Raw genomic sequence first — 21,652 nt, forward strand, 5'->3', positions numbered from 1 at the left:
ATCAGGCGGTGTGGAGTTTCCGGACATTGTCGCCGGTTTTGGCCGGCAGATAGACCGTAAAGACCGATCCGACACCCTGTTCGCTTTCGATCTGCATGGTGCCCCGGTGGCGTTGCACCAGATGTTTGACGATCGCCAAGCCAAGGCCGGTACCGCCAACCGCGCGCGAACGGGCAGTGTCGACGCGATAGAAACGCTCCGTCAGACGCGGCAAGTGTTCGCGGGCGATGCCATCGGAATGATCGCGGATGGCAACGGCCATGATGCGGTCATGGCGGAAACGGGCTAGTGCACCCGGCGGGTTTTTGGCCAGGCTGATCGAGACTTCGACATCGGTGTTGGCGTGGCCGTATTTGATGGCGTTTTCGACCAGATTGACAAAGACCTGGGTGAGTTCCTTTTCCTCGCCAACCATTTCGGTGTCATCAAGTGTGCTGGTGACGCGGATATTCATGCCCTTGTCCTGCGCCTTCATGGCAAGGCTTTGGGCGACCTTGCCAATGATCTTGCCGACATCGCAGTCTTCAGAAGGCGGGGTATGTTCATTCAGCTCAATCCGGGCAAGCGACAGCAGATCTTCGATCAGATGCTGCATGCGCTGGGCCTGATCGCGCATGACCGGCAGGAACTGGTTGAGCGCATCCGGATCGTCCTTGGCCGGGCCTTCCAGCGTTTCGATAAAGCCAAGCAGGACCGAAAGCGGGGTACGGAGTTCATGCCCGGCATCGGTTGCGAAGTCTGCGCGCATCTGCTCAAGCTTGCGAAGCTCGGTCAGGTCGGAAAATGTCAGAACATAGTTCCGATCCCCGGTCGCGGCTGGCAGGCGCGCGGTCAGCACGTCAAAGTGACGGTGCGCGTCAGATGCCAGAACAAATTCCGCATGCTTCATGGTTTCGCGTTCATTGGCGACATCATCAAAGGCATCAAGCAGGATCGGATCGCGAATAAAGCGCGTCAGGTCACGACCGGTTTCAAGGTTGTGAAACAGTCCCTTGGCCGCCCGGTTAAAGCCGGTGACGACACGCTGGCGATTGACCATCACCACCGGGTTGGGCAGGTGATCAAGGATTTCGGCATCGGTGCTGGTCTGGGCTTCGAGAAGGGCGATGCGATCGCGGAAGGCCGCGGCAATCTGGGTATAAAGCGATGAAAGTTCGGACGCGGCCGCAAAACTGATGTGCTGCGGCGGGGTGCCCTTATAGCGGTCGCGCAGGTCGGTGGCATAGCGGGCCACGCGGCGCAGATCGCCAAAATAGATGCGCAACATCGCCACCACGCCAAGCCAGGACAGCAGTGCCGACAGGATCGCCGTTCCCACGCCGAGCTGCCCCATCGACGCAAGGACGATGAAGACGATGCCGACTGGAAAGGCAATGGCCAAAGCCGTAAGTATCAATTGGCGGAAACCCAATTAACGCTCCTGTTTAAACGAGGTGGTGGGGGTTTATCACGCGTGTTGTAAAAAGTGGACCTAAAATGGTTATGCGCCGGTAAAGATCAAATAAAAGTTTGATGACAGTTTTCTAAGCCCTGAAGTGATTGAAAATATCTGTCGGGTGCGTGGTGAACCCGCCATCTGCAGCGATGTAATCGGGCAGATGTGTCATGTGGGGAGCGGATCGGACTCCGCCAAGCGGCAGGCCATTGGTTAACGGCCCGCCGCTTGGGGATATTGTTCGGTACTTTACACCCGTGATCAGATGATCTCGGCACCCTGATCGAAGCTCAGACGTGGCTGACGCGGGAAAAGCTTGCTGCCATCGCCATAGCCGATATTAAGCAGGAAGTTGCTTTTGTACGTGGTGCCGGCAAAGAATTCGGCATCGACCTTTGCGTTGTCAAAGCCCGACATCGCGCCGCTATCAAGGCCAAGGGCGCGCAGGGCGAGGATGAAATAGCCTGCCTGCAAGGTGCCATTGCGAAACGCGGTGGTTTTGATCGCCTCTTCCTTGCCGACAAACCAGGAACGGGCATCGGTATGGGGGAACAGATCGGGCAGTTTTTCGTAGAATTCCATGTCATGGGCGATGATCGCCGTCACCGGTGCGGTCATTGTTTTTTCGACATTGCCCGGTGCAAGGCAGGGTTTAAGCCGTTCGCGCGCAGCATCGGTGGTGACAAAGGTCACGCGCATCGGTTCGCAGTTCGCACTGGTCGGTGCCAGAACCGTCAGGTCCCAGGCCTGTTTGAGCAGAGCCGGATCAACCGGTTTGTCCTGCCAGACATTGTGGGTACGGCTATTACGGAACAGAAGGTCAAGTCCATCGGAATTAAGCATGGGGCCTCTTCAATGAAGGTATTAGTCAGACTATCGATATAGATAGTTCATCAGTTATGACGCAATGCACAATTGGCAAGACCGCATATGAACTGTGGAAAAACAATCAGTTCACTGGTATTTTCGACGTCAAAATGACCCTGCATAACGCTCTGCGTTGGACAGGGGACGGGTTTTCTACTGGGGGGAGACCCGAGGACGCAAATGGGTTGCGTCCCGGCGTGGGTGGATCGCAAATTACTGGAAACAGATATGGCAGTTGAGACCAAAGGGCACAGCGCGATTTTGACATCGATGCGGGCAAGGCCGTCACGCAGCTTGCAACGCCTTCTTGTGGGTGTCTCTTTCGCGGTTGGACTTACTTTTGGTGCGACAACCGGCTTTGCCCAGGTGGCTTCGGACCAAGCCCCGGCGACCGAGGATGCTGTTCAGGAAACACCAGCCGCTGCTCCTGCCGCTGATGAAGTCAAGGCAGAAACCCCCGAAGCCGACGTAGTGGAAACCGAAGCCCCGTCAAGCGAAACCCCGGCGACGGAAGCGACCGAGACAACTGCGCAGGACGCAGCACCGGTTGATGGGTCTGAGGAAGTGGTTGCGGCTGGTGGGGATGCGACCTCTGCCGTGGTCTTTATGTATCATCGCTTTGGCGAGGGGGAATATCCCTCCACCAACATCACGATGGAACAGTTTGCCGCCCATGTGAAAGAACTGACAAGCGGCCCCTATACCGTGATGGGTGTGCCCCAGATCGTCAGTACCCTTGCCGATGGGGCGGGCCTGCCGGATCGTACGATCGGCATTACGGTTGATGATGCTTATCGCTCTGTCTATGAAAAAGCTTGGCCGGTTTTGCGCGAGAACGACCTGCCCTTCACGGTGTTTGTATCCACCGAACAGCTTGATTCGGGTTATGCCAATTACATGACCTGGGACATGGTGCGTGAATTGTCCAAGGCGGGCGTGACCATCGGTGGCCATAGCCAGAACCATGCCCACCTGCCCGATTTTGACATTGATCGCGTCAAGGCGGAGCTTGCCAATTCCGCCGCCCGCTTTGAAGAAGAGCTCGGCTATGTGCCGGAAATCTTTGCGTACCCGTATGGCGAAGCCAATAACGAGGTGATCGCAGCGGTCAAGGAAGCCGGTTATCGCGCGGCCTTTGGCCAGCAAAGCGGTGCGATGCATACCAGTTCGGACTTCATGTATCTGCCGCGCTTTGCACTCAATGAGCATTATGGTGCTATGGATCGCTTTAATCTGGCGGCCAATTCCCTGCCGCTTGTGGTCAGTGACGTGACGCCGTCTGACTATACCCTGACCCGCAATCCGCCGGCATTTGGCTTTACGCTGGCCGAACCGGCGCCGTCGATGAATTGTTATCCGTCCGAAGGGACGCCGACCATGTCCCGTCTGGGTGAAGAGCGGGTTGAAATCCGCCTTGATGCCCCGGTTTCAAGCGGTCGCTGGCGGATCAATTGCACCGCCATGGGATCGGAATCACGCTGGCAATGGTTCGGGATGCTTTACACCGTTCCATAAGACAGGACAGGGTTTTGCAAAATCCTGTGGCTGAACGGAGCCCCTGAAATCGTAATTATATCAACGCCATGTCCGGATTTCGGGCGTGGCGTTTTTCGAAGATTGCGGCGGGCTTCATTGGGTTCTTGCGCGCGCTTGGGGGACAATGTAGGTTAACCACACTTCTTACCCGTAATTAATTGGTAATCACAGTGTCAGGTGCCTTAAATCGAAAGAGTGTCCTTCTGATCATCTCGGGTGGCATTGCCGCCTATAAGGTGCTTGAGGTGATCCGTCGGTTGCGCGATCGCGGGATTGATATCCGCGCGATCCTGACCAAGGGCGGGGCAGAATTCGTGACCCCGCTTTCGGTCGCGGCACTGACCGAAAACAAGGTCTATCAGGATCTGTTTTCCCTGACCGATGAAGCCGAAATGGGCCATATCCGCCTGTCGCGCGAGGCTGACCTTGTTCTGGTTGCACCCGCCAGTGCCGATATTCTGGCCAAAATGGCGACAGGCCAGGCCGGTGATCTGGCGACCACGGCGTTACTTGCGACCAACAAGCCGGTGATGATTGCGCCGGCGATGAATGTCGAGATGTGGAACCACCCGGCGACACAAGCCAATATCGCAACCCTTGAAAGTCGTGGCGTGATCCGTGTTGGCCCGTCTGCGGGCGATCTGGCCTGTGGCGAAACCGGATCGGGCCGTTTGGCCGAACCGGCCGAGATCATCGCAAGTGTTGTTGATTTCCTTGAGGCGCAAGACGCGCCAAAGCCCCTTGCCGGCAAAAAGGCTGTCGTAACCAGCGGTCCGACTCATGAGCCGATTGATCCGGTGCGCTATATCGCCAACCGGTCCTCGGGCAAGCAGGGCCACGCCATTGCCGAGGCGCTGGCACAGGCTGGGGCGGATGTGACGCTGGTGACGGGTCCTGTGACCCTGCCCGATCCGGCCGGTGTCAAGGTGGTGCGCATTGAAACCGCGCGCGAGATGCTCGGTGCCGTGCAGGCAGCTTTGCCAGCCGATATTGCCGTTTGTGCCGCCGCAGTAGCCGATTGGCGCACAGCCGATGAAGCCGGCCAGAAGCTTAAGAAAGATGGCTCGGGCGTCATCCCGGACCTGAGGCTTTCGGAAAATCCCGACATTCTGGCGACCATCTGCAAGGCCGGGGCAACTCGCCCGGGACTTGTCATCGGGTTTGCCGCCGAGACCGAAAATGTCACCGATCATGCGCGGGCAAAACGGGCGCGCAAGGGCTGTGACTGGATCCTTGCCAATGATGTGGCACCGGCAACCGGCACCTTTGGTGGCGATGACAACGAGATTTGCCTGATTTCAGGTGACGACGAAACAACTGATGAACGTTGGGAACGCCAGAGCAAGACCGGGGTTGCCCGTGCTTTGAGTGCGCGGATCATCAAACATTTTTCCTGACGGGTCCGCCCTGACGACAAACATAAGTGCGAAACCGGCAGATGATCCTGCCGGGTAAAGACAAGGATAGAGAATGTCGCTTTTAAGCGTTGATTTGAAACAGCTTCCCCATGGCGCGGATCTGCCGTTGCCGGAATATGCCACCGCGCAGTCAGCAGCCATGGACTTGCAGGCCGCAATTGACGGGAAGCTCGTTTTGGAGCCGGGCAAGCGGGCCATGGTTGAAACCGGGATTGCCATTGCCCTGCCCGCAGGCTTTGAGGCGCAGGTGCGTCCGCGTTCAGGCCTTGCGGCAAAGAACGGGATTACGGTTTTAAACAGCCCGGGCACGATTGATGCCGATTATCGCGGCGAGATCAAAGTCATCCTGATCAATCATGGTGACGCAGCCTTTGAAATTGAACGCGGCATGCGCATTGCCCAGCTGGTTGTCGCCCCGGTGACGCAGGTCAGCTGGAATGCCGTAGAAGACTTGGATGAAACCGCGCGCGGTGCAGGTGGTTTCGGTTCGACTGGAACAGCCAGCCCGGCCAAATAGGCCCAGGGAAACAGTGCTGGTCAATCAGGTTTGACGCTATCTGGTTCTGTCGTCTGGGGGGATGGCAGAACCGCAAGGGGAGTTGAGTGAAAAGATGCTAAAGCTTTCTAAGAAGATGCTGTTTGCGATCGAGGCGGTCGTGGACATTGCCTATAACGCGGCGGGTGAGCCGGTTCAGAGCCGGGACATCACTGCGCGTCAGGGCATTCCGAAACGCTATCTCGAACAGACCCTGCAGCAATTGGTGCGTGCAGACATTCTGGTCGGTGTGCGTGGTCCGCGCGGTGGATATCGCCTGGCGCGCGAACGCCGTCGCATTACGCTGGCCGACATCGTGTCCGTCATCCGGTCGATGGAAACTTCCGACGACCCGATCGAGGATCCGGCAGGATCGCCATTGGGCAAGGAAGTCGTCCGGCCGCTGTGGCGGGAATTGCAAGACGAAATGATGAAGCAGCTTGAAAAGATCACGGTCGAAGACCTGTGCAACCGCGCACGGGATGCCGGACTGCGCAGCGGGATTGAAGAGTCCCCGGATTTCATCATTTGATCTTATCGACCGGCGGCGGTTTGTTGTATCGTCATTCAACAAGAAACTGCTGCTATTGACGGTAAAACTACAAGTTTATGGAACGTTGCCGGGCACCGGACATGTAAAAAATCCTTCTATCCATTTGACCTGGATGAATAGCGAGATAAATACATGTTAAATATGTGCTTGAAGGCAAAAATACAGAAACGTGCGAGGAAAACATGACTGAGTTTCGCGGCAAGATTTACGACAGCATCATCGACACCATTGGCGCAACCCCGCTGGTGCGTCTTTCGCGCCTGGCAGAGGCCGAAGGTGTCAAAGCCGACCTGATCGGCAAGCTTGAATTCTTTAACCCGCTGGCCTCGGTCAAGGACCGTATCGGCCTTGCGATGATCGAAAATGCCGAGAAATCCGGCAAGCTCAAGCCGGGCGCAACCCTGGTCGAGCCGACCTCGGGCAATACCGGTATTGCGCTGGCTTTCGTTGCAGCTGCCAAGGGCTACAAGCTGATCCTGACCATGCCCGAAAGCATGTCGCTGGAACGTCGTAAGATGCTGATGCTTCTGGGCGCGCAGATTGACCTGACCCCGGCGGCCAAGGGCATGAAGGGTGCGGTTGCGCGCGCCGAAGAACTGGTATCGGAAATTGACGGTGCCATCATGCTTCAGCAGTTCGACAACCCGGCCAACCCGGACGTTCACCGCAACACGACCGCCGAGGAAATCATCAAGGATACCGCCGGCAAGGTGGATATCTTTGTTGCTGGTGTCGGTACCGGCGGGACGCTGACGGGTGTTGGTGAAGTGCTTAAAAAGCATAACCCGAACATCCAGATCGTCGCGGTCGAGCCGGAAGACAGCCCGGTCATTTCCGGTGGCGCACCGGGCCCGCATAAAATCCAGGGCATTGGTGCCGGCTTCATTCCGGGCAACCTCAATACAGATGTGATTGACACCGTCATGACCATTGGCAACGAGACCGCCTTTGCCACCGCGCGCAAGCTGGCATCGATCGAAGGCCTGCCGACCGGCATTTCGTCGGGTGCAGCCGTTGCAGCCGGGGTCGAGCTTGGCCAGAAGCCGGAAAACGAAGGCAAACGGATCGTTGTGATTATCCCGAGCTTTGCCGAACGCTATCTTTCGACCCCGTTGTTCGAAGGCCTGCAATAAGAATTTCAGCCAAAGCGCTGTTGATCAAAGGCCCGGTTTCGACCGGGCCTTTTTCATATCAATTTTCGGGTGCCTCTGGATGTTGAAAGACAGGGTCCCAATGTGAAAGGGTCCCAGAGGATAGATTTCCGGTGCACAGGGGAAGAACGGGTTTAGAGATAGCGACGATGTATTTGCTTCGCATCGCCTTTGCGATGGTCATCATATTTGGTTTCGATGTCAAAACGGGTCACGCCGACCATGGCGAAGATAGTCTTCGCATCGCGGTGGCTGACGATGTTCTTGAAGATTACAAACGGTTTCTTGATGGCCGTGATCCCCTTGATATCGAGACGTTTGAAGGCGAATACAGCCGTCGCGATGTTGTTGAAGTCGTTCTGATCCAGCAGGCCCTGCGTCGCGGCGGGTGGCGTGGCGATATCACCCTGATTGCCGGTGGCGGCTATGTCCGGATGAGGAAATTGCTTGCCGATGGCGATGCCGATATCACCGGATCGACCACCTGGCTGGATGATATCGAGAAAAAGGCAGGCGAGATTGCGCCATCGCGCGCAATGATCCCCAAGGGCCGGTTCGAAGCCGGCTTTTACATGCTTGCCGATAATCCCGAGCGATTGAAGATCAGAAATATCCGCGGCCTTCGCCTGTTGCGCGCGGCATCCAATCGCAACTGGGTGCCCGATTGGCAGGCGCTGGCGCGATTGCGTGTGGCCGATCTGATCAATGTGCCGTCATGGAAATTGATGGTCGAGTTCGTCGCCACTGATCGTGCAGACTTCCTGCTGGCACCGTTTCAGCCGGGGCCAGACATGGAGCTTGTCGTTGACGATGTCCGGATGTTGCCGATCCCCGATTACAAGATCGCCCTTGAAGGCAGCCGCCATTATGCGGTCAGCGGTGTCCAGCATTATAGCGACACCCTTTTGACTGCGATTGATCAGGGGCTTCTGGAGCTTGATCGCATCGGCCGGGTTGAGCAGGCCTATCGTCAGTCGGGCTTTTTCCACCCCGGGGTCACGGACTGGACCATGATTGGTCTCGACGGGGTCGGACAATCGCATCTGATGCCTGAACGGCAGGCGGGCCCGCCTCACATTTACGTGGAAAACCAAATCTTTTCCTTGAGCGATGCCATCCGCAGGCTATATCCAGAAACAACTGCCTTCTAGTCCGGCCTGACAGGATACATAGACCGCGTGAGTGATTTCGATTTCAGCGAAAATGAAGTGCAACGTTATGCCCGCCATATCGTCCTTAAGGAGGTTGGCGGCACGGGGCAGATGAAGCTCAAGCGCGGGCGGGTTCTGATCGTCGGTGCTGGCGGGCTGGGATCGCCGCTTGCGATGTATCTCGCGGCCGCCGGGGTGGGCACTATCGGGATTGTTGATGCCGACACGGTCGAGCTTTCCAACCTGCAACGCCAGATCGCCCATGGCATGAAGGATATCGGTACCCCCAAGGTCGACAGTGCCAGGGCGACGATGACCGATATGAACCCGGAAGTGACGGTTCATGCCCATAATACCCGCCTTGATGCGTCCAATGTCATGGATCTGATTGCCGGGTATGACTTGATTGCCGACGGGTCGGATAATTTCGATACGCGGTTTTTGCTTAATGATGCCTGCTATCTTGCTGGCAAGACGCTGGTTTCCGGTGCTGCCCTTCGTTTTGACGGGCAGGTTTCGACCTTCAAGGCCCATTTGGGCGCCCCCCATCCCTGTTATCGCTGCATCTATCATGCACCGCCGCCCGAAGACGCCATTCCGTCCTGCGCGCAGGGTGGTGTTCTGGGATCGGTTGTTGGCATGGTCGGCGGTGTTCAGTCGACCGAGGTGCTGAAAGAACTGATGGGCATCGGCGATAGCCTGTCGGGGCATCTTTTGATCATGGATGCCCTGTCGGCATCCTTCCGCAAGATCAAGGTGCCTCGCGATCCGGGCTGCCCGACCTGTTCAAAAAACGCCACAATCAAGGACCTTTCAATCCATGAGCACTGAGCTTGATACGCCTAAAAAACTCTCCCTCGTGGTGTTTTCCGGATCTTACGAAAAGGTTCATTACGCACTCGTAATGGCATCTGCGGCACTGGCTTCTGGGCGCGAAGTCACCCTGTTCTTCACGATGGAGGCCAGCCGGGCCTTGTTTGCCCCATCGGGCTGGCGTCATTTGCGCACTGAGGTTGACGGGGCGACCGCGACCTCGATTGATCTCAGCTACTCGACGCGCGGCATCGGCACGTTTGAAGAATTGCTTTCGGCCTGTGCCAGCCTCAATGCCAAATTCATGGTCTGTGAAATGGGCCTGCGCGCCCTTGGACTGGAAGATCAAGCCAAGCGCGAAGACCTGTCGATTGAGACCGGTGGCGTGGTGACGTTCCTTAATGACGCCAAACAGAATGGCGAGATGCTGTTTATCTGAGAATGCGTGCTGTCAGCTTGAAAGCAGTTTGACGCCAAGTCCCGCCAGACAAAGTCCTGCACCGCGTTCAATCCATATTTTGAGCGTTGCAATGCGGGCCTGCACAGATGGCAGGGTGAGCGCAATCGCCACCAGTGCAAACCAACCCATGTGACAAGCCGCGATATAAAATCCATAACCGATTTCCAGAACCAGTTCTGTGTCTGGTGAGATCACCTGACTAAATAGCGAGACGATAAACAGCATCGTTTTCGGATTAAGCGCATTGCAGGCAAATCCGATCCAGAAGGCTGATCCATCACGCTGTTCCTGAAATTGGTCAGGTTGCGTCGCGCGGTTGTCGCGGACATCCTGGTTTTTCCAGGGCTTGGGAGCGATAAACACCGCCCGGATATCTGGCCACAAGGCTGAAATGCCAAGCCAGATCAGATATGCTGCACCAAGATAACGTAGCGTACTCAGCACCCAGACATTATTGGCAAATAACACGCCCATGCCGAACAGCGTATAGGCTAGGTGGACCGAAACCCCGCTTCCGATTCCAAGGGCACATAGCACACCAGCGTGCCGCCCGCGCGCCAGCGCAATACGAGTGACCATTGCAAAATCGGGCCCCGGACTGATCACGGCCAGAATGGTAATGATGCCAACAGCAATGATTTCGATCGACAGGACGTCCGACGTGCCTTCAAACATGATATTGATCCGATTTCGTCTTGATCTGTGAATAAATTCAGTATCAACCTGTATTTCAGACCAGAAAATCGAAAATTATTGGTATTTATTGTGAGTGATATTCACAGAAAACGCAGCCTGCCACCGCTGGCAGCCCTGCCCGCGTTTGAAGCGGCTGCCCGCCACCAGAGCTTCTCGCGCGCAGCAGAAGAACTGAACCTGACGCATGGGGCGGTCAGTCGGGCTGTGGCGCAGATTGAAGAGCGCCTTGGGATTCAGTTGTTTGTACGGCGTAATCGGCGGGTATGGTTGACCACGGCGGGGGAACGGCTTTTGCGGGCAACTGGTAGCGCGCTTGATGATCTTGAGCACGCTGTCGAGGATATCCATCGCCACGACGGAAATTCGCCAATCCTTACAGTGTCTTGCGAGCCCAGCCTGGCGATGCGTTGGTTGATGCCGCGCCTTGGGGCATTTCGCGAAGCATATCCGGACTTGAACATTGATCTGCGCATGGCTGGGGGGGCTGTGGATTTGCTTTCAGATGGCTGCGACGTGGCCATTCGCCGGGCCGATTACGGTATTTCCGATCATTACATCACCACCCATCTTTGGTCCGAATATGCTGGCCCGGTCTGTGATCCTGAATGTTGGGAAACCATTTTGGACCGGAATCTGTCAAATGCGCGTTGGTTGCACACCCGGACACGTCCGGAAGCGTGGGATGACTGGAAACGCACCAGTGCAAGTCAAGCAACCCCGGCGAGTGAGCAGTATTTCGACCATTTCTTTTTCGCTCTGCAGGCGGCGGTCAACCGGCTCGGAACAGCGATCGGTCCCCTGCCGCTGGTGGCCGATGACCTTAGAGACGGGCGTTTGATCGCACCGCTTGGCATGGTAGCGACCGGATATGATTATGTGTTGATCACGCTCGATGCCCCAAAGCGTGACCCGCGGATTGCGGTGTTTTTTGATTGGTTGATGACGACAGCCCGCGAGATGGGGATGCCACCAAAGGCCAGATAACCGTTGCCAGCCGGAACATTCACCTGATTTCAGGCGTTCAGGGAGTTCCTGAAACCAGACAGGCCCGGACATGTTGACCGACCTTCCCTATTTCGCGACGGCGGAAAAATATTTCGATATTGGCGTGATCGATATGATCGCGCGCCTGTGCGCGGCCACGGTCATTGGCATGTTGATCGGGCTGAACCGCGATGTGAATGGCAAGCCGACCGGGATGCGTACCTTGGCGCTTGTGTCACTTGGTGCGGCTGTTGTTGCGGTGGTCGCCGTTCATTTTCAGGATCTGATTGATCATCCCGATGCGCTTTCACGCGTTGTTCAGGGGATTTTGCAAGGTGTTCTGACCGGTATCGGCTTTATTGGTGCGGGTGTGATCCTGCGCCAACCCGAAAGCATGTCGGTTTCCGGCCTGACGACGGCGGCGACCGTCTGGATTACCGCTGCACTCGGCATAGCCTGCGCGCTTGCCGCCTGGCACATCGTGGTGATTGCGACTGTTCTGACCTTTATTGTCCTGATTGCACTTAAGCCGGTCGAGCTGTTTCTGGTCCGCCTTGTTGGGACAGGTGATGCCGAAAACGGCGACAATCCCGAACATCTCAGAACCGGGACAGATCGCTGATCAGAAGTCCTCGCCATCGCGAAAAGCGGCAAGATCGTCAATGCGATGATAAGGTAGCAAGGTCTGAAGTTCCGAGGCAGGTGTGCCGTTCATCAGATCATGCAGATGGTTTGCCAGCACTTCACCGACCAGTCGTTGAGGCTGGTAATAGTAGGCCAGTTTCTGTTTTGACAGCATGCGAAACGGCATGCCACCGAACCCTACAACACCGATTCCATCGCGGATCGTATCCATGCCAAGTTCCATCAGGGCTTCGAGAGCTCCGATCATGGTCATCTGACTTGCGCAGACAACGGCGGTAACATCACGCTGGGCATTAAAAAGCCGGGTTGTTGACTCGCGCGCCGCCCGCACGGAAATGTCCGAAGGCATCCAGATCAGGCTATCGGGATCAAGGCCGGCATCAACCATGGCCCTGCGCGCCCCCTGTTTACGATATCCGAAGAAGGTCAATGCTTCGGGCGGGTCGATCATGCCGATCTTGCGGTGGTCGTCATCAAGCAACCGTGTTACCGCATCATAAGCAGCCTGTTCATCGTCATGGTCGACAAAGGCATGTGGCGTGAGAAGTTCTGTACGCCCAAAGCTGACAAACGGAAAATCATGCTGGAGGCAGTATTTTGCCCGGCTGTCCTGCAAGGTGGTGCGCGAAAAGACTACGGCATCTGCAAGGCGCTGGGTGTGGACCTTGCGCACCGGATCAAGCGGATCTTCGCCACGGGTCTGGGCGAGTACCAGCAAGGAATAATTGTCGGCCTCAAGACCCTGCGTCAGGCTTTCGACTTGAGCCAGGAAGCCCGGATCGCCGTAATCCCCGACTTCGGGGGAATAGAGAATGGAGCAGACCTGCATGGTTTTGCCGGTGCGCAGCATCACGCCACGGGCATCTGGCTGATAACCGATGTCAGCCGCAGCCGCCTTTACGCGGGCGACAGTATCGGGTTTGACTTCGGGCCCATCTTTGAGCGCACGCGATACCGTCGTGATCGACAAACCAAGGCGGTCGGCAATCGTGCGAAGATTGGGGCGAGCAGCAGACATATACAGGTCCGTTTCATTCAGATTTCGGACAATCTAAGCATCCGGTTGGCCTATGGCAATGCGTTCTGTTCAATCACCTTGCGCATGAAATCATAGGAAGCCTTTGGCGTGCGTTTCTGGGTGACGTAGTCAACATGCACCAGACCGAACCGTTTTTCATAGCCATAAGCCCATTCGAAATTATCCAGAAGCGACCAGGGCATGTAGCCGCGAATGTCAGCACCTTCAGACACAGCACGTAGAAGCGCTTCAAGATATTCGGTGTAATAGGCAATGCGGTCCTGATCGTCGATCTGGCCATTTGCCTTCGGGATATCTGTAAAGGCACCACCGTTCTCGGTGATGAAAACAGGCGGATTGCCATAGTCATTCTGCAGGATCTTCATCGTGCGATAGAAGCAATCCCCGTCAATCGCCCAGCCCATTTCAGTCCGGCGGAAATAGTTTGGTGGCTGGGCATGTTTGAACGGCCATGCCGCATCTGTCGCAGTTTGGATGTAGCTTGGGAAATACTGGTTCAGCCCCTGGAAATCGACTTTGGTTTTGATGGCTTCAAGGTCGCCATCCCGAATATGTGGTTCCATCCGGTCAATGATCAGCTCCGGGTACCGGCCATAATAAACCGGATCCAGAAATACACCGTTCCACTTGGCTTCAAACAGGTCGACCAGATGCGCATCCTGTTCGCGACGGTGCGGAAGGGTATAGCCCTTATGCATCGGCAAGACGAAACCGACAGGTGCGTCCGGATAATGGTTCTTGATCACCTGTGTCGCGCGCGCGTGACAAAGATTAAGGTGGTGAGCTGCACGCATTGCTGCACGCGGATCGGTAATGCCCGGTGCATGGCGGCCTTCTTCGTGGCCGACCCAGGCAACAACATTGGGCTCATTAAAGGTGACCCATGATTTCACCCGATCCCCAAGCCGGGTTACAAGAAGTTCGGTATAGTCGCCAAACCAGTCAACGATATCACGGTTGGTCCAGCCGCCACGGTCCTGAAGGGCCTGAGGCAAGTCCCAGTGATAAAGGCACAGCCAAGGTTCGAGGTCACGTTCGAGCATGCCAGTGACCAAGCGACTATAGAAATCGAGGCCGGCTTCATTCACCTTGCCAGTCCCGTCCGGGATCACGCGAGGCCACATAACCGAAAACCGGTAATGTTTCGCGCCCAGTCCCTTGATCAGATCAAGATCCTCGGCCCAACGGTGATAGTGGTCGCAAGCGACACTGCCGTCATCGCCGTTGGCAACACGACCCGGCGTTGCGCAATATGTGTCCCAGATGCTGGCTCCGCGCCCGTCGTCCTTCGCGCCACCTTCGATCTGGTAGCTTGATGTTGAGACACCCCAGCGAAAATCGTCAGGAAATGATTTGGTCATGTTCGCTTCCTTGCCCTAGCCTTGGATGTCTTTTTTTGGATGCATCCAAAATCGTAACGTTTCGAAAAACACGTCAAAAATTTTTGTGTGCCTCGATCTTCGCCTATTATGGTAGGGTTTTGATGATTGACAAGGGTGAATAAAGCGCTTATCAAAAAAATCGTAACGTTACGATTTTCCGGCCAGATAAACGAACAAGAAGTCGGGCGTGAACGTGTCCTTTAGGGAGGAACATCCGTTATGAAGAAATTTTCCAAAATTGCCGCAAGCTTGGCGTTTCTGAGCGTCGGTGTATCTGCCGGTGCACTTCATGCCCAGACTGCCGAAGTTCTGCATTGGTGGACTTCGGGAAGCGAACAGGCCGCGATTGGTGAAATTCGCAAGGCGTTCGAGGCCAATGGCGGAACCTGGGTTGATACCCCGATTGCCGGTGGTGGCAATGCGCGTGCTGCAGCGGTGAACCGCATGTTGGGCGGGGATCCGGCTGCTGTCTTCCAGTTTTCCATTGGACAGCAACTTCGCGAATTGGCCGATCAGGGCCTTCTGGCCAATGTCGGCGAGGTCGCAACCGCTGAAAACTGGGATGAGAAGTTACCGCCACTGATCGTCAAGGCAGCGAAATATGATGGCAACTACATTGCCGCGCCGATCAATATCCATGGTGAGAACTGGATGTTCTATAACACATCCGTTCTGGAGAAATCCGGTATCGAGGTTCCAAAAACCTGGGATGACTTCATTGCCGCGGCGGAAAAGCTCAAGGCCGCAGGTATCACGCCGATTGGCCTTGGTGGTCAGCCTTGGCAGGAACGCATCATGTTCAACAGCGTTCTTCTGGGCGTTGCTGGCCGTGAATTTTACGCCGAGCTATATAGCACCCTTGATGACGAACTTCTGAAATCGGATACGATGCGCAAGGTGTTTGAAACCTTTGGGGCGCTTAAGCCGTTTGTTGATGAAGCAAGTCCGGGTCGTAACTGGAACGAAGCGACCAACATGGTCGCCAAGGGAGAGGCCGCATTCCAGTTCATGGGTGACTGGGCCAAGGGTGAAATCATTGCAGGCGGGATCGAGCCGGGCACCACGGTTGGCTGTGCCTTCGCACCCGCAATTGATACGGCCTATATTATGACGGTGGATGCCTTTGCCTTCTCGGCCATGGATGGTGACGAGGATGCAACCCCTGCTCAGACCCTGATGGCACAAGTGATGTTGGAGCCGGACGTGCAGATTGCCTTTAACAAGAAAAAAGGATCGATCCCGGCGCGTCTTGATGTTCCTGCTGACAGCTTTGATGTCTGCGCACAAACTGCCATCAACACCCTGCAGGACAAGAAAACGCATCTTGTCAGCACTGGGTTGTTTGGTGTGCCAAGTGCGGTTTCGGGTGCGATTGATGACAGCATTTCGAATTTCTGGAACAGTGCAGACATGAGCCCTGAAGAGGGTCAGGCACAATTTCAGCAGGCGATTTCCTACGCAAAATAACCATTTTGCGTATTACCGGATATCGTGATCGTGAGTAAGCGCCGCTGAAGCCACGGACGTGGTGCAGCGGCGCCTTTACAAACAGGCGAGAATGTCATGGCCGAACCGGCACCGGACGTGTTGCAGCGTTCCGACGAAGGAAAAATCACAAGCAAACCCGCAAAGAAGCGTTGGCGACCGCAATGGAGTGCCGGGGTCGCGCTTGTGCCGGCGATGACAATCACGATTGTTTGCTTTTATGGGTTCATCATCTGGACCTTTGTGATTTCACTGACCCGTTCACGGCTTCTACCTGTCTACAAATTTACCGGCTTTGATCAGTATGTCCGCCTGTTTGCCAATGAACGCTGGTGGACGGCGATGCAGAACTTGGCGATTCACGGGTTCCTGTTTATCGGCGGCTGCGTTGTTTTTGGGTATCTGCTGGCGATCCTGATTGATCGCGGGGTCAAGGCAGAGGGGATGTTTCGAACGGTGTTCATGTTGCCGCTTTCGATGTCGTTCATTGTGACGGGGGTCATCTGGCAATGGGTGATGAATCCCGGGCTTGGCTTGCAGGAAGCTGTGCGTGCACTCGGCTGGACCGGGTTTGAATTTAACTGGATTGTGCGTCCGGACAGGTCGATCTATACGCTGGCAATTGCGGGTATCTGGCAGCAGGTCGGGCTTTGCATGGCGCTGTTTCTAGCTGGTCTTCGAAATATTGATCCCAATATCTGGAAGGCATCGCGCGTCGATGGCATTCCGGTATGGCGGGTCTATCTGCACATTGTCACACCGATGCTGCGCACTGTTTTCTTTACGGTGTTCATTCTGATGAGTGCGATCGTGATGAAGGCCTTTGATCTGGTGGTCGCGCTTACCGGGGGTGGGCCTGGCTTTTCATCGGATTTACCGGCCCGGTTTGTCGTAGATCATATTTTGAACCGTCAGGAACTTGGTCTTGGGGCGGCAGGCGCGTTTGTGTTGCTGTGCACCGTGATCGCCGTGATTTCCCCATACATCTATTACGAGCTCAAGAAAGAGCGCAGCGGGCGGGGGCATTGATCGTGCGATATAACCGATTGGCCCTTTACGGTTTGCTCGGACTGGCAGCCATCATGATCATGGCACCGGTTTTCATCATGATTTCCACATCGGTGAAATCTATGGATGAAATCAGGGATGGCAGCATCTTTACCTTGCCAGCTGATCCAAGTTTTGCCGCCTGGAGCAAAGCCTGGCTTGGTGATTGCAGCCAGACACTTGGCGAAAAATGCGGTGGGTTGTCATCATCCTTCATGACGTCGGTACAAATTGTGATCCCGGCTCTGATCCTGTCCGTTGGGTTGGGGGCGGTGACCGGTTATTCATTGGCTGTCTGGAAGATGAAGGGGGCAAATCTGATGTTTGCAGCCCTTCTGGTCGGGATGTTCATCCCGCCGCAAGTAACGCTTTATCCATTGATCATCATGATTCGCGAACTGGGGATCTTCGGGTCCATCCCGGGGCTCATTCTTGTCCACGTTATCTGGGGTGTTGCTTTTACCACCATGATGTTCCGCAACTTCTTCAAGACTGTGCCGCAGGATCTTTTGAAAGCAGCCCGAATAGACGGGGCCGGGTTCTGGGCTTTGTTCTGGCATGTGATGTTGCCTTTATCGCTGCCGATTCTTGGTGTCGCGATGATTTTGCAGTTCACCTACATCTGGAACGACTTCCTGTTGGGGCTGACCTTTGGCGGGCGTTCGGGCCAGCCGATGACAGTCGCACTGAATAACCTTGTCGGGTCACAGTTCGGCGAGAAGGAATACAATGTTGATATGGCTGCAACCATGCTGACAGCCTTGCCCACCCTTGCAGTTTATCTGCTTTCCGGGCGGTTGTTTGTGCGCGGCATTGCCGCAGGTGCAGTGAAAGGGTAACGGGGATGAATGGCGTCGAACTTCGCAACGTGACCAAGGCCTATGCCGGACTCACGGTGATGGAAAACATCAATCTGGAGATCGCCGATGGTGATTTTCTGGTGTTGTTGGGGCCATCGGGGTGCGGCAAATCGACATTGCTGAACATGATAGCCGGACTGGAGCCGGTGACGGGTGGCTCGATTGATATCAACGGCCGTGACGTTACCGAACTTGAGCCGGACGAACGCGATATTGCCATGGTGTTTCAGTCCTATGCGCTTTATCCAACCATGTCGGTTCGCAAGAATATCGGGTTTGGTCTTAAGATGGCGGGAATGCCCAAGGCCGAGATCGAGGAGCGCGTTACCGAAGTGGCCGAGCTTTTGCAAATCACGCCGCTTTTGGATCGAAAGCCATCCCAGCTTTCGGGCGGCCAACAGCAACGTGTTGCGATTGGTCGTGCTTTGGTGCGTGAACCTGCCGTTTTCCTGTTTGATGAGCCGCTATCGAACCTTGACGCCAAGCTGCGTGCGGATATGCGGATCGAGCTCAAGCGTCTGCATGAACGCCTTGGTCGGACAATTGTCTATGTTACCCACGATCAGATCGAGGCGATGACGCTGGCGACCAAGGTTGTCGTGCTTGATCGCGGCAGCATTCAGCAGGCCGATAGCCCGGAAAATGTATATCGCCGTCCAGCAAACCGGTTTGTGGCAAGCTTCGTTGGTGCACCGACCATGAATTTCATCGATGGGGTGCTCGTCCGCGAAGGCGACCATGTGTTTTTTGATACTGGCAAAGGTAAATTGCCGCTGATTGGTGCCCCAGCCCCGACAGATGATTTATTTGGGCGTCCTGTTACTTTGGGCGCGCGACCGGAACATGTTCTGTTTGACGATGCAGGGATTTCGGCACGTGTCGTCTTGGCAGAACCGACAGGGCCTGATCAGTATGTACGTCTTGCGGTCGCTGGTGAGGAAATGACAGCACGAAGTGGCCCTGAGCAGGCATTTATGTCAGGCTCCGATATCGGGATTGTTATTGATGGGGGGCGGATGTCGCTTTTTGACCGGCAGAGCGGGGACGCACTTTTACGCGGGTGAGCACGTTGGCTTGCGGGCCAGGTCTTGAAATTGGCGGTGCCGCAATGCGCCGCCAATTATTTTATTTGATCATCATTGGTTCGGGCAGTGAACTGTCAGAAAACAGTGGATAGCGTGCGCGCGCATTGGGTAACTGATAGTGCCACCATTCGTGATCGTAAAACTCGAACCCGGCGCTGACCATGATGCCGAGCAGCAAGAACCGGTTGGCTTCGGCCTGTTTGGAGATCAAATCCGAACCGTGATACGAGCGGATATGCATTTCATCAAACCCTGCCCCCATATCCAGTTCCTTGCCGTTTTGATCAATCAGGGTTAGATCAATGGCCACACCACGACCGTGTGGCGATCCGAAATCCGGGTGGGCGACGAAATCGGGGTTGGGCGTATGGTTCCAAAGCGCACGCTGTGCTTCCTGGGGCCGGAATGCATCAAGAATGCGGAGCTTGACCCCCTGACGGCGCGCCATGGCAGAGGCCTTTTTCAGGCACTTGGCCGCATCCGCATGAAGATAGCAGGCAGGTCGTGTATAAATCGGTGCCCCGGTGAAATTGCGATCCGTGGCATAGACGATATCAATTTCGACATCATATTCTTGTGGCGTAATTTCGACCAGCGCCATCGCCGGAGGCCCCCTGTTCTTGTCGTTCACCGATTACATAAAGAAAATGCTGACTGGACAGTCGCACCGATTGGATACGGCCGACCATAGCGCATCCGACGCGGCAAAGCCAAAGGCCGAAAGATCCGGACCGACGATTTTGGCGATTGATACCGCCTCGACATCGCTGTCGACCGCTGTTCTGATTGATGGCGAGGTCAAGGGCGAGCTCTATGAAGACATGGAACGCGGTCAGGCCGAGCATCTGATGGGCTTTATTGCCAAAACGCTGGAAACCGCAAAAGTAGATTTCGCCGATCTTGATGGTATTGCTGTCACCGTGGGGCCGGGTGCCTTTACCGGCATGCGGATTGGTCTTTCGACTGCGCGTGCGCTTGGTCTGGCGCGCAAGATCCCGGTGGTTGGCGTCAGTTCGCTAGAAGCGGTGGCCTATGGCGTGTCCGAACGTGATCAGCAGGGGCGCAATATCCTGGTCGCGCTTGATAGCAAACGAAACGAGATTTTCGCCCAGGCGTTTGATGGCAAGAAACGCCCGCTCAGCACGCCGGAATGTGTCGCGCCGCGCCAGGCGCTAATGATGGCGCCACCCGGCGATACCTTGCTGGCCGGTGATGCGACCCCGCGTCTTTTGACCGCTGCTGCCCATGCGCCTGATGCGTTTTATGATTGCACGGCACCGGGCCTTCCGCGCGCGGGCAATGTCGCACGGATCGCGGCCGAGCGGTGGGAAAGCGGCGAAAACCTTGCCCCCGTGCCGCTTTATCTGCGTGCGCCCGATGCAAGGCGCATCGAAGATCAGGGACCGCAGAAAAAGAAATGACCCCGGCCAACCCCAATGATGGCAGTGCTGATGGCAAGAACCCGCAGATTGCGCTGGTGCCGTTGACAGCAGCCTTTGCGTCGGTGGCCAGTGCCCTGCATGCCAAGGGGTTTGAAGATGCCTGGGATGAAGATGCGATCATCCGGTTGCTTGATGTGCCAGGTGCGTTCGGGATTTTGGCCTATCGCCCCGGTGATGCGGCGAAAAATGCCGAAGACCAGCCGCTTGGGTTTGTTTTGATGCAAACCGTTCTGGACGAGGCGGAAATCAATACCATTACGGTTGATCCCGATGCCCGGCGGATGGGGGTTGGGCGCGCGTTGCTGGATGCTGTTACCGACCGACTTCAAGAATGTGGTGTCACCCGTATCCTGCTCGAAGTGGCGGTCGATAATGATGGCGCGATTGCGCTTTATCGTCAGAACGGCTTTAGCGAGGTCGGGCGGCGCAAGGGATATTATGCCCGTGCCGGTGGCCGGAAAGTTGATGCGCTGGTTCTTGAGCGCCTGATCTAGACAATTTTTCGCGATGCCGATTGCCTATGCCAACCATGCAAGGAAGTTTGGTTTCCCAACATGGTCTTAGGCAATTTGGAGTAATTTTAATAAGTTATATCCACATAAATAGTGTGGTTTTGAGCGCCAACCTGTTGTAGTGTAAGCCTGCATCGGAACTGGTGGTTTCACGAACCTTTGCGGATTGTGAGCCGATAAGTTCCCGGTGTGTCAGCGATTTCGACCAGTTCGACGACTTCGTCGCCCATCTCGGTTACCGAGCGCGGAACGTTTTTAAGCGGTTCACCGGCGCCAAGGGTAACTTCAAGAACCTGACCTGCTGTCATGGTTTCGAGTTTGAGACGGGTGCGCACAAATGTCATCGGGCAGACGTCATTTGTGATGTCTATTTTCTGGTCGGGGGTTGCGGTGGCCATGCCGGTCTCCTGCCTTGATGCGCAACTGTGAAGTAGCGTCCTTCATCGCGGGTGGCAAGTGGCCACGGGAATGCCGATATGATTGTGATTGCCGGTGATTGATACCGGCGATTTACAAGAAGCGGAATTTATCGCGAATTCGACCTTGCGATATGTGG

General features: G+C 55.7%; 23 protein-coding genes. 16 read left to right on the forward strand and 7 right to left on the reverse strand.

Translation table 11 applies throughout. The features are described from left to right. Nucleotide 1: 1 nt before the first annotated feature. Complete coding sequence (locus UF64_RS18005) at nucleotides 2-1,411, reverse strand: ATP-binding protein (protein ID WP_044830013.1); 1,410 nt, start codon at nucleotides 1,409-1,411, stop codon at nucleotides 2-4. Nucleotides 1,412-1,696: 285 nt separating this feature from the next. Then, nucleotides 1,697-2,278, reverse strand: coding sequence for a malonic semialdehyde reductase (locus UF64_RS18010; protein WP_044830014.1), 582 nt, complete (start codon nucleotides 2,276-2,278; stop codon nucleotides 1,697-1,699). 252 nt (nucleotides 2,279-2,530) lie between these two features. Here UF64_RS18010 and UF64_RS18015 point away from each other — a divergent pair, with 252 nt between their 5' ends. The 8 genes from UF64_RS18015 (at nucleotide 2,531) to UF64_RS18050 (ending at nucleotide 9,898) form a co-directional block, all read left to right on the forward strand. Continuing rightward, nucleotides 2,531-3,817: a polysaccharide deacetylase family protein gene (locus tag UF64_RS18015; RefSeq protein WP_044830251.1), complete on the forward strand. Its 1,287-nt coding sequence runs from the start codon at nucleotides 2,531-2,533 to the stop codon at nucleotides 3,815-3,817. 191 nt (nucleotides 3,818-4,008) lie between these two features. Continuing rightward, nucleotides 4,009-5,235 (forward strand): bifunctional phosphopantothenoylcysteine decarboxylase/phosphopantothenate--cysteine ligase CoaBC, encoded by a 1,227-nt coding sequence (gene coaBC, locus UF64_RS18020; protein WP_044830015.1) that lies wholly within the window; start codon nucleotides 4,009-4,011, stop codon nucleotides 5,233-5,235. A gap of 73 nt (nucleotides 5,236-5,308) precedes the next feature. Beyond that, nucleotides 5,309-5,773 (forward strand): dUTP diphosphatase, encoded by a 465-nt coding sequence (gene dut / locus UF64_RS18025; protein WP_044830016.1) that lies wholly within the window; start codon nucleotides 5,309-5,311, stop codon nucleotides 5,771-5,773. A 94-nt stretch (nucleotides 5,774-5,867) separates the two neighbouring features. Continuing rightward, nucleotides 5,868-6,323 carry an Rrf2 family transcriptional regulator gene (locus UF64_RS18030; protein WP_008888834.1) on the forward strand — a complete coding sequence of 152 codons (456 nt, stop codon included), beginning with the start codon at nucleotides 5,868-5,870 and terminating at the stop codon, nucleotides 6,321-6,323. A gap of 203 nt (nucleotides 6,324-6,526) precedes the next feature. Next, nucleotides 6,527-7,477, forward strand: coding sequence for a cysteine synthase A (cysK, locus tag UF64_RS18035; protein WP_044830252.1), 951 nt, complete (start codon nucleotides 6,527-6,529; stop codon nucleotides 7,475-7,477). A 167-nt stretch (nucleotides 7,478-7,644) separates the two neighbouring features. Continuing rightward, entirely contained in the window at nucleotides 7,645-8,646 is a 1,002-nt protein-coding gene (locus UF64_RS18040; protein ID WP_044830017.1) for a hypothetical protein, read from the forward strand. Between the two features lie 27 nt (nucleotides 8,647-8,673). Then, nucleotides 8,674-9,477, forward strand: a complete 804-nt coding sequence (locus UF64_RS18045) for a molybdopterin-synthase adenylyltransferase MoeB (protein ID WP_044830018.1) — start codon at nucleotides 8,674-8,676, stop codon at nucleotides 9,475-9,477. After that, on the forward strand, nucleotides 9,467-9,898 hold the full coding sequence (locus tag UF64_RS18050; protein WP_044830019.1) for a DsrE family protein: 432 nt from the start codon (nucleotides 9,467-9,469) through the stop codon (nucleotides 9,896-9,898). The genes UF64_RS18045 and UF64_RS18050 overlap by 11 nt, the downstream gene beginning before the upstream one ends. Nucleotides 9,899-9,910: 12 nt before the next feature. Here the strand turns inward: UF64_RS18050 and UF64_RS18055 are convergent, their stop codons facing one another. Then, nucleotides 9,911-10,594: a LysE family translocator gene (locus UF64_RS18055; protein WP_044830020.1), complete on the reverse strand. Its 684-nt coding sequence runs from the start codon at nucleotides 10,592-10,594 to the stop codon at nucleotides 9,911-9,913. A 90-nt stretch (nucleotides 10,595-10,684) separates the two neighbouring features. On the opposite strand from UF64_RS18055, the gene UF64_RS18060 reads away from it, so the two are divergent. Beyond that, nucleotides 10,685-11,599: a LysR substrate-binding domain-containing protein gene (locus UF64_RS18060; protein WP_044830021.1), complete on the forward strand. Its 915-nt coding sequence runs from the start codon at nucleotides 10,685-10,687 to the stop codon at nucleotides 11,597-11,599. Between the two features lie 70 nt (nucleotides 11,600-11,669). Beyond that, complete coding sequence (locus UF64_RS18065; protein ID WP_044830022.1) at nucleotides 11,670-12,221, forward strand: MgtC/SapB family protein; 552 nt, start codon at nucleotides 11,670-11,672, stop codon at nucleotides 12,219-12,221. Here UF64_RS18065 and UF64_RS18070 read toward each other — a convergent pair whose 3' ends face one another. Together UF64_RS18070 and UF64_RS18075 are read right to left on the reverse strand one after the other, a co-directional pair. Continuing rightward, entirely contained in the window at nucleotides 12,222-13,262 is a 1,041-nt protein-coding gene (locus tag UF64_RS18070; protein WP_044830023.1) for a LacI family DNA-binding transcriptional regulator, read from the reverse strand. A gap of 50 nt (nucleotides 13,263-13,312) precedes the next feature. Next, nucleotides 13,313-14,644: a GH1 family beta-glucosidase gene (locus tag UF64_RS18075; RefSeq protein WP_044830024.1), complete on the reverse strand. Its 1,332-nt coding sequence runs from the start codon at nucleotides 14,642-14,644 to the stop codon at nucleotides 13,313-13,315. A 240-nt stretch (nucleotides 14,645-14,884) separates the two neighbouring features. Between UF64_RS18075 and UF64_RS18080 the strand changes: the two genes are divergently transcribed. From UF64_RS18080 to UF64_RS18095, 4 genes are all read left to right on the forward strand, one after another. Further along, entirely contained in the window at nucleotides 14,885-16,132 is a 1,248-nt protein-coding gene (locus tag UF64_RS18080) for an ABC transporter substrate-binding protein (protein ID WP_052657700.1), read from the forward strand. Nucleotides 16,133-16,228: 96 nt separating this feature from the next. Continuing rightward, the gene (locus tag UF64_RS18085) at nucleotides 16,229-17,179 is read left to right on the forward strand and encodes a carbohydrate ABC transporter permease (protein WP_082049889.1); all 951 of its coding nucleotides are present in this window, start codon (nucleotides 16,229-16,231) and stop codon (nucleotides 17,177-17,179) included. Between the two features lie 53 nt (nucleotides 17,180-17,232). Then, nucleotides 17,233-18,036 (forward strand): carbohydrate ABC transporter permease, encoded by an 804-nt coding sequence (locus tag UF64_RS18090; protein ID WP_369792977.1) that lies wholly within the window; start codon nucleotides 17,233-17,235, stop codon nucleotides 18,034-18,036. 5 nt (nucleotides 18,037-18,041) lie between these two features. Further along, the gene (locus UF64_RS18095) at nucleotides 18,042-19,121 is read left to right on the forward strand and encodes an ABC transporter ATP-binding protein (protein ID WP_044830026.1); all 1,080 of its coding nucleotides are present in this window, start codon (nucleotides 18,042-18,044) and stop codon (nucleotides 19,119-19,121) included. A gap of 61 nt (nucleotides 19,122-19,182) precedes the next feature. Here the strand turns inward: UF64_RS18095 and ddpX are convergent, their stop codons facing one another. Further along, nucleotides 19,183-19,743: a D-alanyl-D-alanine dipeptidase gene (gene ddpX / locus UF64_RS18100; protein ID WP_044830027.1), complete on the reverse strand. Its 561-nt coding sequence runs from the start codon at nucleotides 19,741-19,743 to the stop codon at nucleotides 19,183-19,185. 46 nt (nucleotides 19,744-19,789) lie between these two features. Here ddpX and tsaB point away from each other — a divergent pair, with 46 nt between their 5' ends. Together tsaB and rimI are read left to right on the forward strand one after the other, a co-directional pair. Beyond that, nucleotides 19,790-20,563, forward strand: coding sequence for a tRNA (adenosine(37)-N6)-threonylcarbamoyltransferase complex dimerization subunit type 1 TsaB (tsaB, locus tag UF64_RS18105; protein ID WP_235285147.1), 774 nt, complete (start codon nucleotides 19,790-19,792; stop codon nucleotides 20,561-20,563). Next, nucleotides 20,560-21,078, forward strand: coding sequence for a ribosomal protein S18-alanine N-acetyltransferase (rimI, locus tag UF64_RS18110; protein ID WP_044830029.1), 519 nt, complete (start codon nucleotides 20,560-20,562; stop codon nucleotides 21,076-21,078). The genes tsaB and rimI overlap by 4 nt, the downstream gene beginning before the upstream one ends. 167 nt (nucleotides 21,079-21,245) lie before the next feature. On the opposite strand, the gene UF64_RS18115 is transcribed toward rimI, so the two are convergent. Next, the gene (locus UF64_RS18115; protein WP_044830030.1) at nucleotides 21,246-21,494 is read right to left on the reverse strand and encodes a sulfurtransferase TusA family protein; all 249 of its coding nucleotides are present in this window, start codon (nucleotides 21,492-21,494) and stop codon (nucleotides 21,246-21,248) included. Nucleotides 21,495-21,652: the final 158 nt, after the last annotated feature.

The organism is Thalassospira sp. HJ, from assembly GCF_000948415.1.
Lineage (GTDB): Bacteria > Pseudomonadota > Alphaproteobacteria > Rhodospirillales > Thalassospiraceae > Thalassospira.

Coding starts and splice junctions, on each gene's coding strand:
- UF64_RS18095 (WP_044830026.1), top strand. CDS start 18,042: ATGAATGGCGTCGAACTTCGCAACGTGACCAAGGCCTATGCCGGACTC.
- UF64_RS18055 (WP_044830020.1), bottom strand. CDS start 10,594: ATGTTTGAAGGCACGTCGGACGTCCTGTCGATCGAAATCATTGCTGTT.
- UF64_RS18085 (WP_082049889.1), top strand. CDS start 16,229: ATGGCCGAACCGGCACCGGACGTGTTGCAGCGTTCCGACGAAGGAAAA.
- UF64_RS18015 (WP_044830251.1), top strand. CDS start 2,531: ATGGCAGTTGAGACCAAAGGGCACAGCGCGATTTTGACATCGATGCGG.
- UF64_RS18090 (WP_369792977.1), top strand. CDS start 17,233: ATGATCATGGCACCGGTTTTCATCATGATTTCCACATCGGTGAAATCT.
- UF64_RS18065 (WP_044830022.1), top strand. CDS start 11,670: ATGTTGACCGACCTTCCCTATTTCGCGACGGCGGAAAAATATTTCGAT.
- rimI (WP_044830029.1), top strand. CDS start 20,560: ATGACCCCGGCCAACCCCAATGATGGCAGTGCTGATGGCAAGAACCCG.
- UF64_RS18040 (WP_044830017.1), top strand. CDS start 7,645: ATGTATTTGCTTCGCATCGCCTTTGCGATGGTCATCATATTTGGTTTC.
- UF64_RS18030 (WP_008888834.1), top strand. CDS start 5,868: ATGCTAAAGCTTTCTAAGAAGATGCTGTTTGCGATCGAGGCGGTCGTG.
- UF64_RS18075 (WP_044830024.1), bottom strand. CDS start 14,644: ATGACCAAATCATTTCCTGACGATTTTCGCTGGGGTGTCTCAACATCA.
- tsaB (WP_235285147.1), top strand. CDS start 19,790: ATGCTGACTGGACAGTCGCACCGATTGGATACGGCCGACCATAGCGCA.
- ddpX (WP_044830027.1), bottom strand. CDS start 19,743: ATGGCGCTGGTCGAAATTACGCCACAAGAATATGATGTCGAAATTGAT.
- UF64_RS18010 (WP_044830014.1), bottom strand. CDS start 2,278: ATGCTTAATTCCGATGGACTTGACCTTCTGTTCCGTAATAGCCGTACC.
- UF64_RS18080 (WP_052657700.1), top strand. CDS start 14,885: ATGAAGAAATTTTCCAAAATTGCCGCAAGCTTGGCGTTTCTGAGCGTC.
- UF64_RS18115 (WP_044830030.1), bottom strand. CDS start 21,494: ATGGCCACCGCAACCCCCGACCAGAAAATAGACATCACAAATGACGTC.
- UF64_RS18050 (WP_044830019.1), top strand. CDS start 9,467: ATGAGCACTGAGCTTGATACGCCTAAAAAACTCTCCCTCGTGGTGTTT.
- dut (WP_044830016.1), top strand. CDS start 5,309: ATGTCGCTTTTAAGCGTTGATTTGAAACAGCTTCCCCATGGCGCGGAT.
- UF64_RS18070 (WP_044830023.1), bottom strand. CDS start 13,262: ATGTCTGCTGCTCGCCCCAATCTTCGCACGATTGCCGACCGCCTTGGT.
- cysK (WP_044830252.1), top strand. CDS start 6,527: ATGACTGAGTTTCGCGGCAAGATTTACGACAGCATCATCGACACCATT.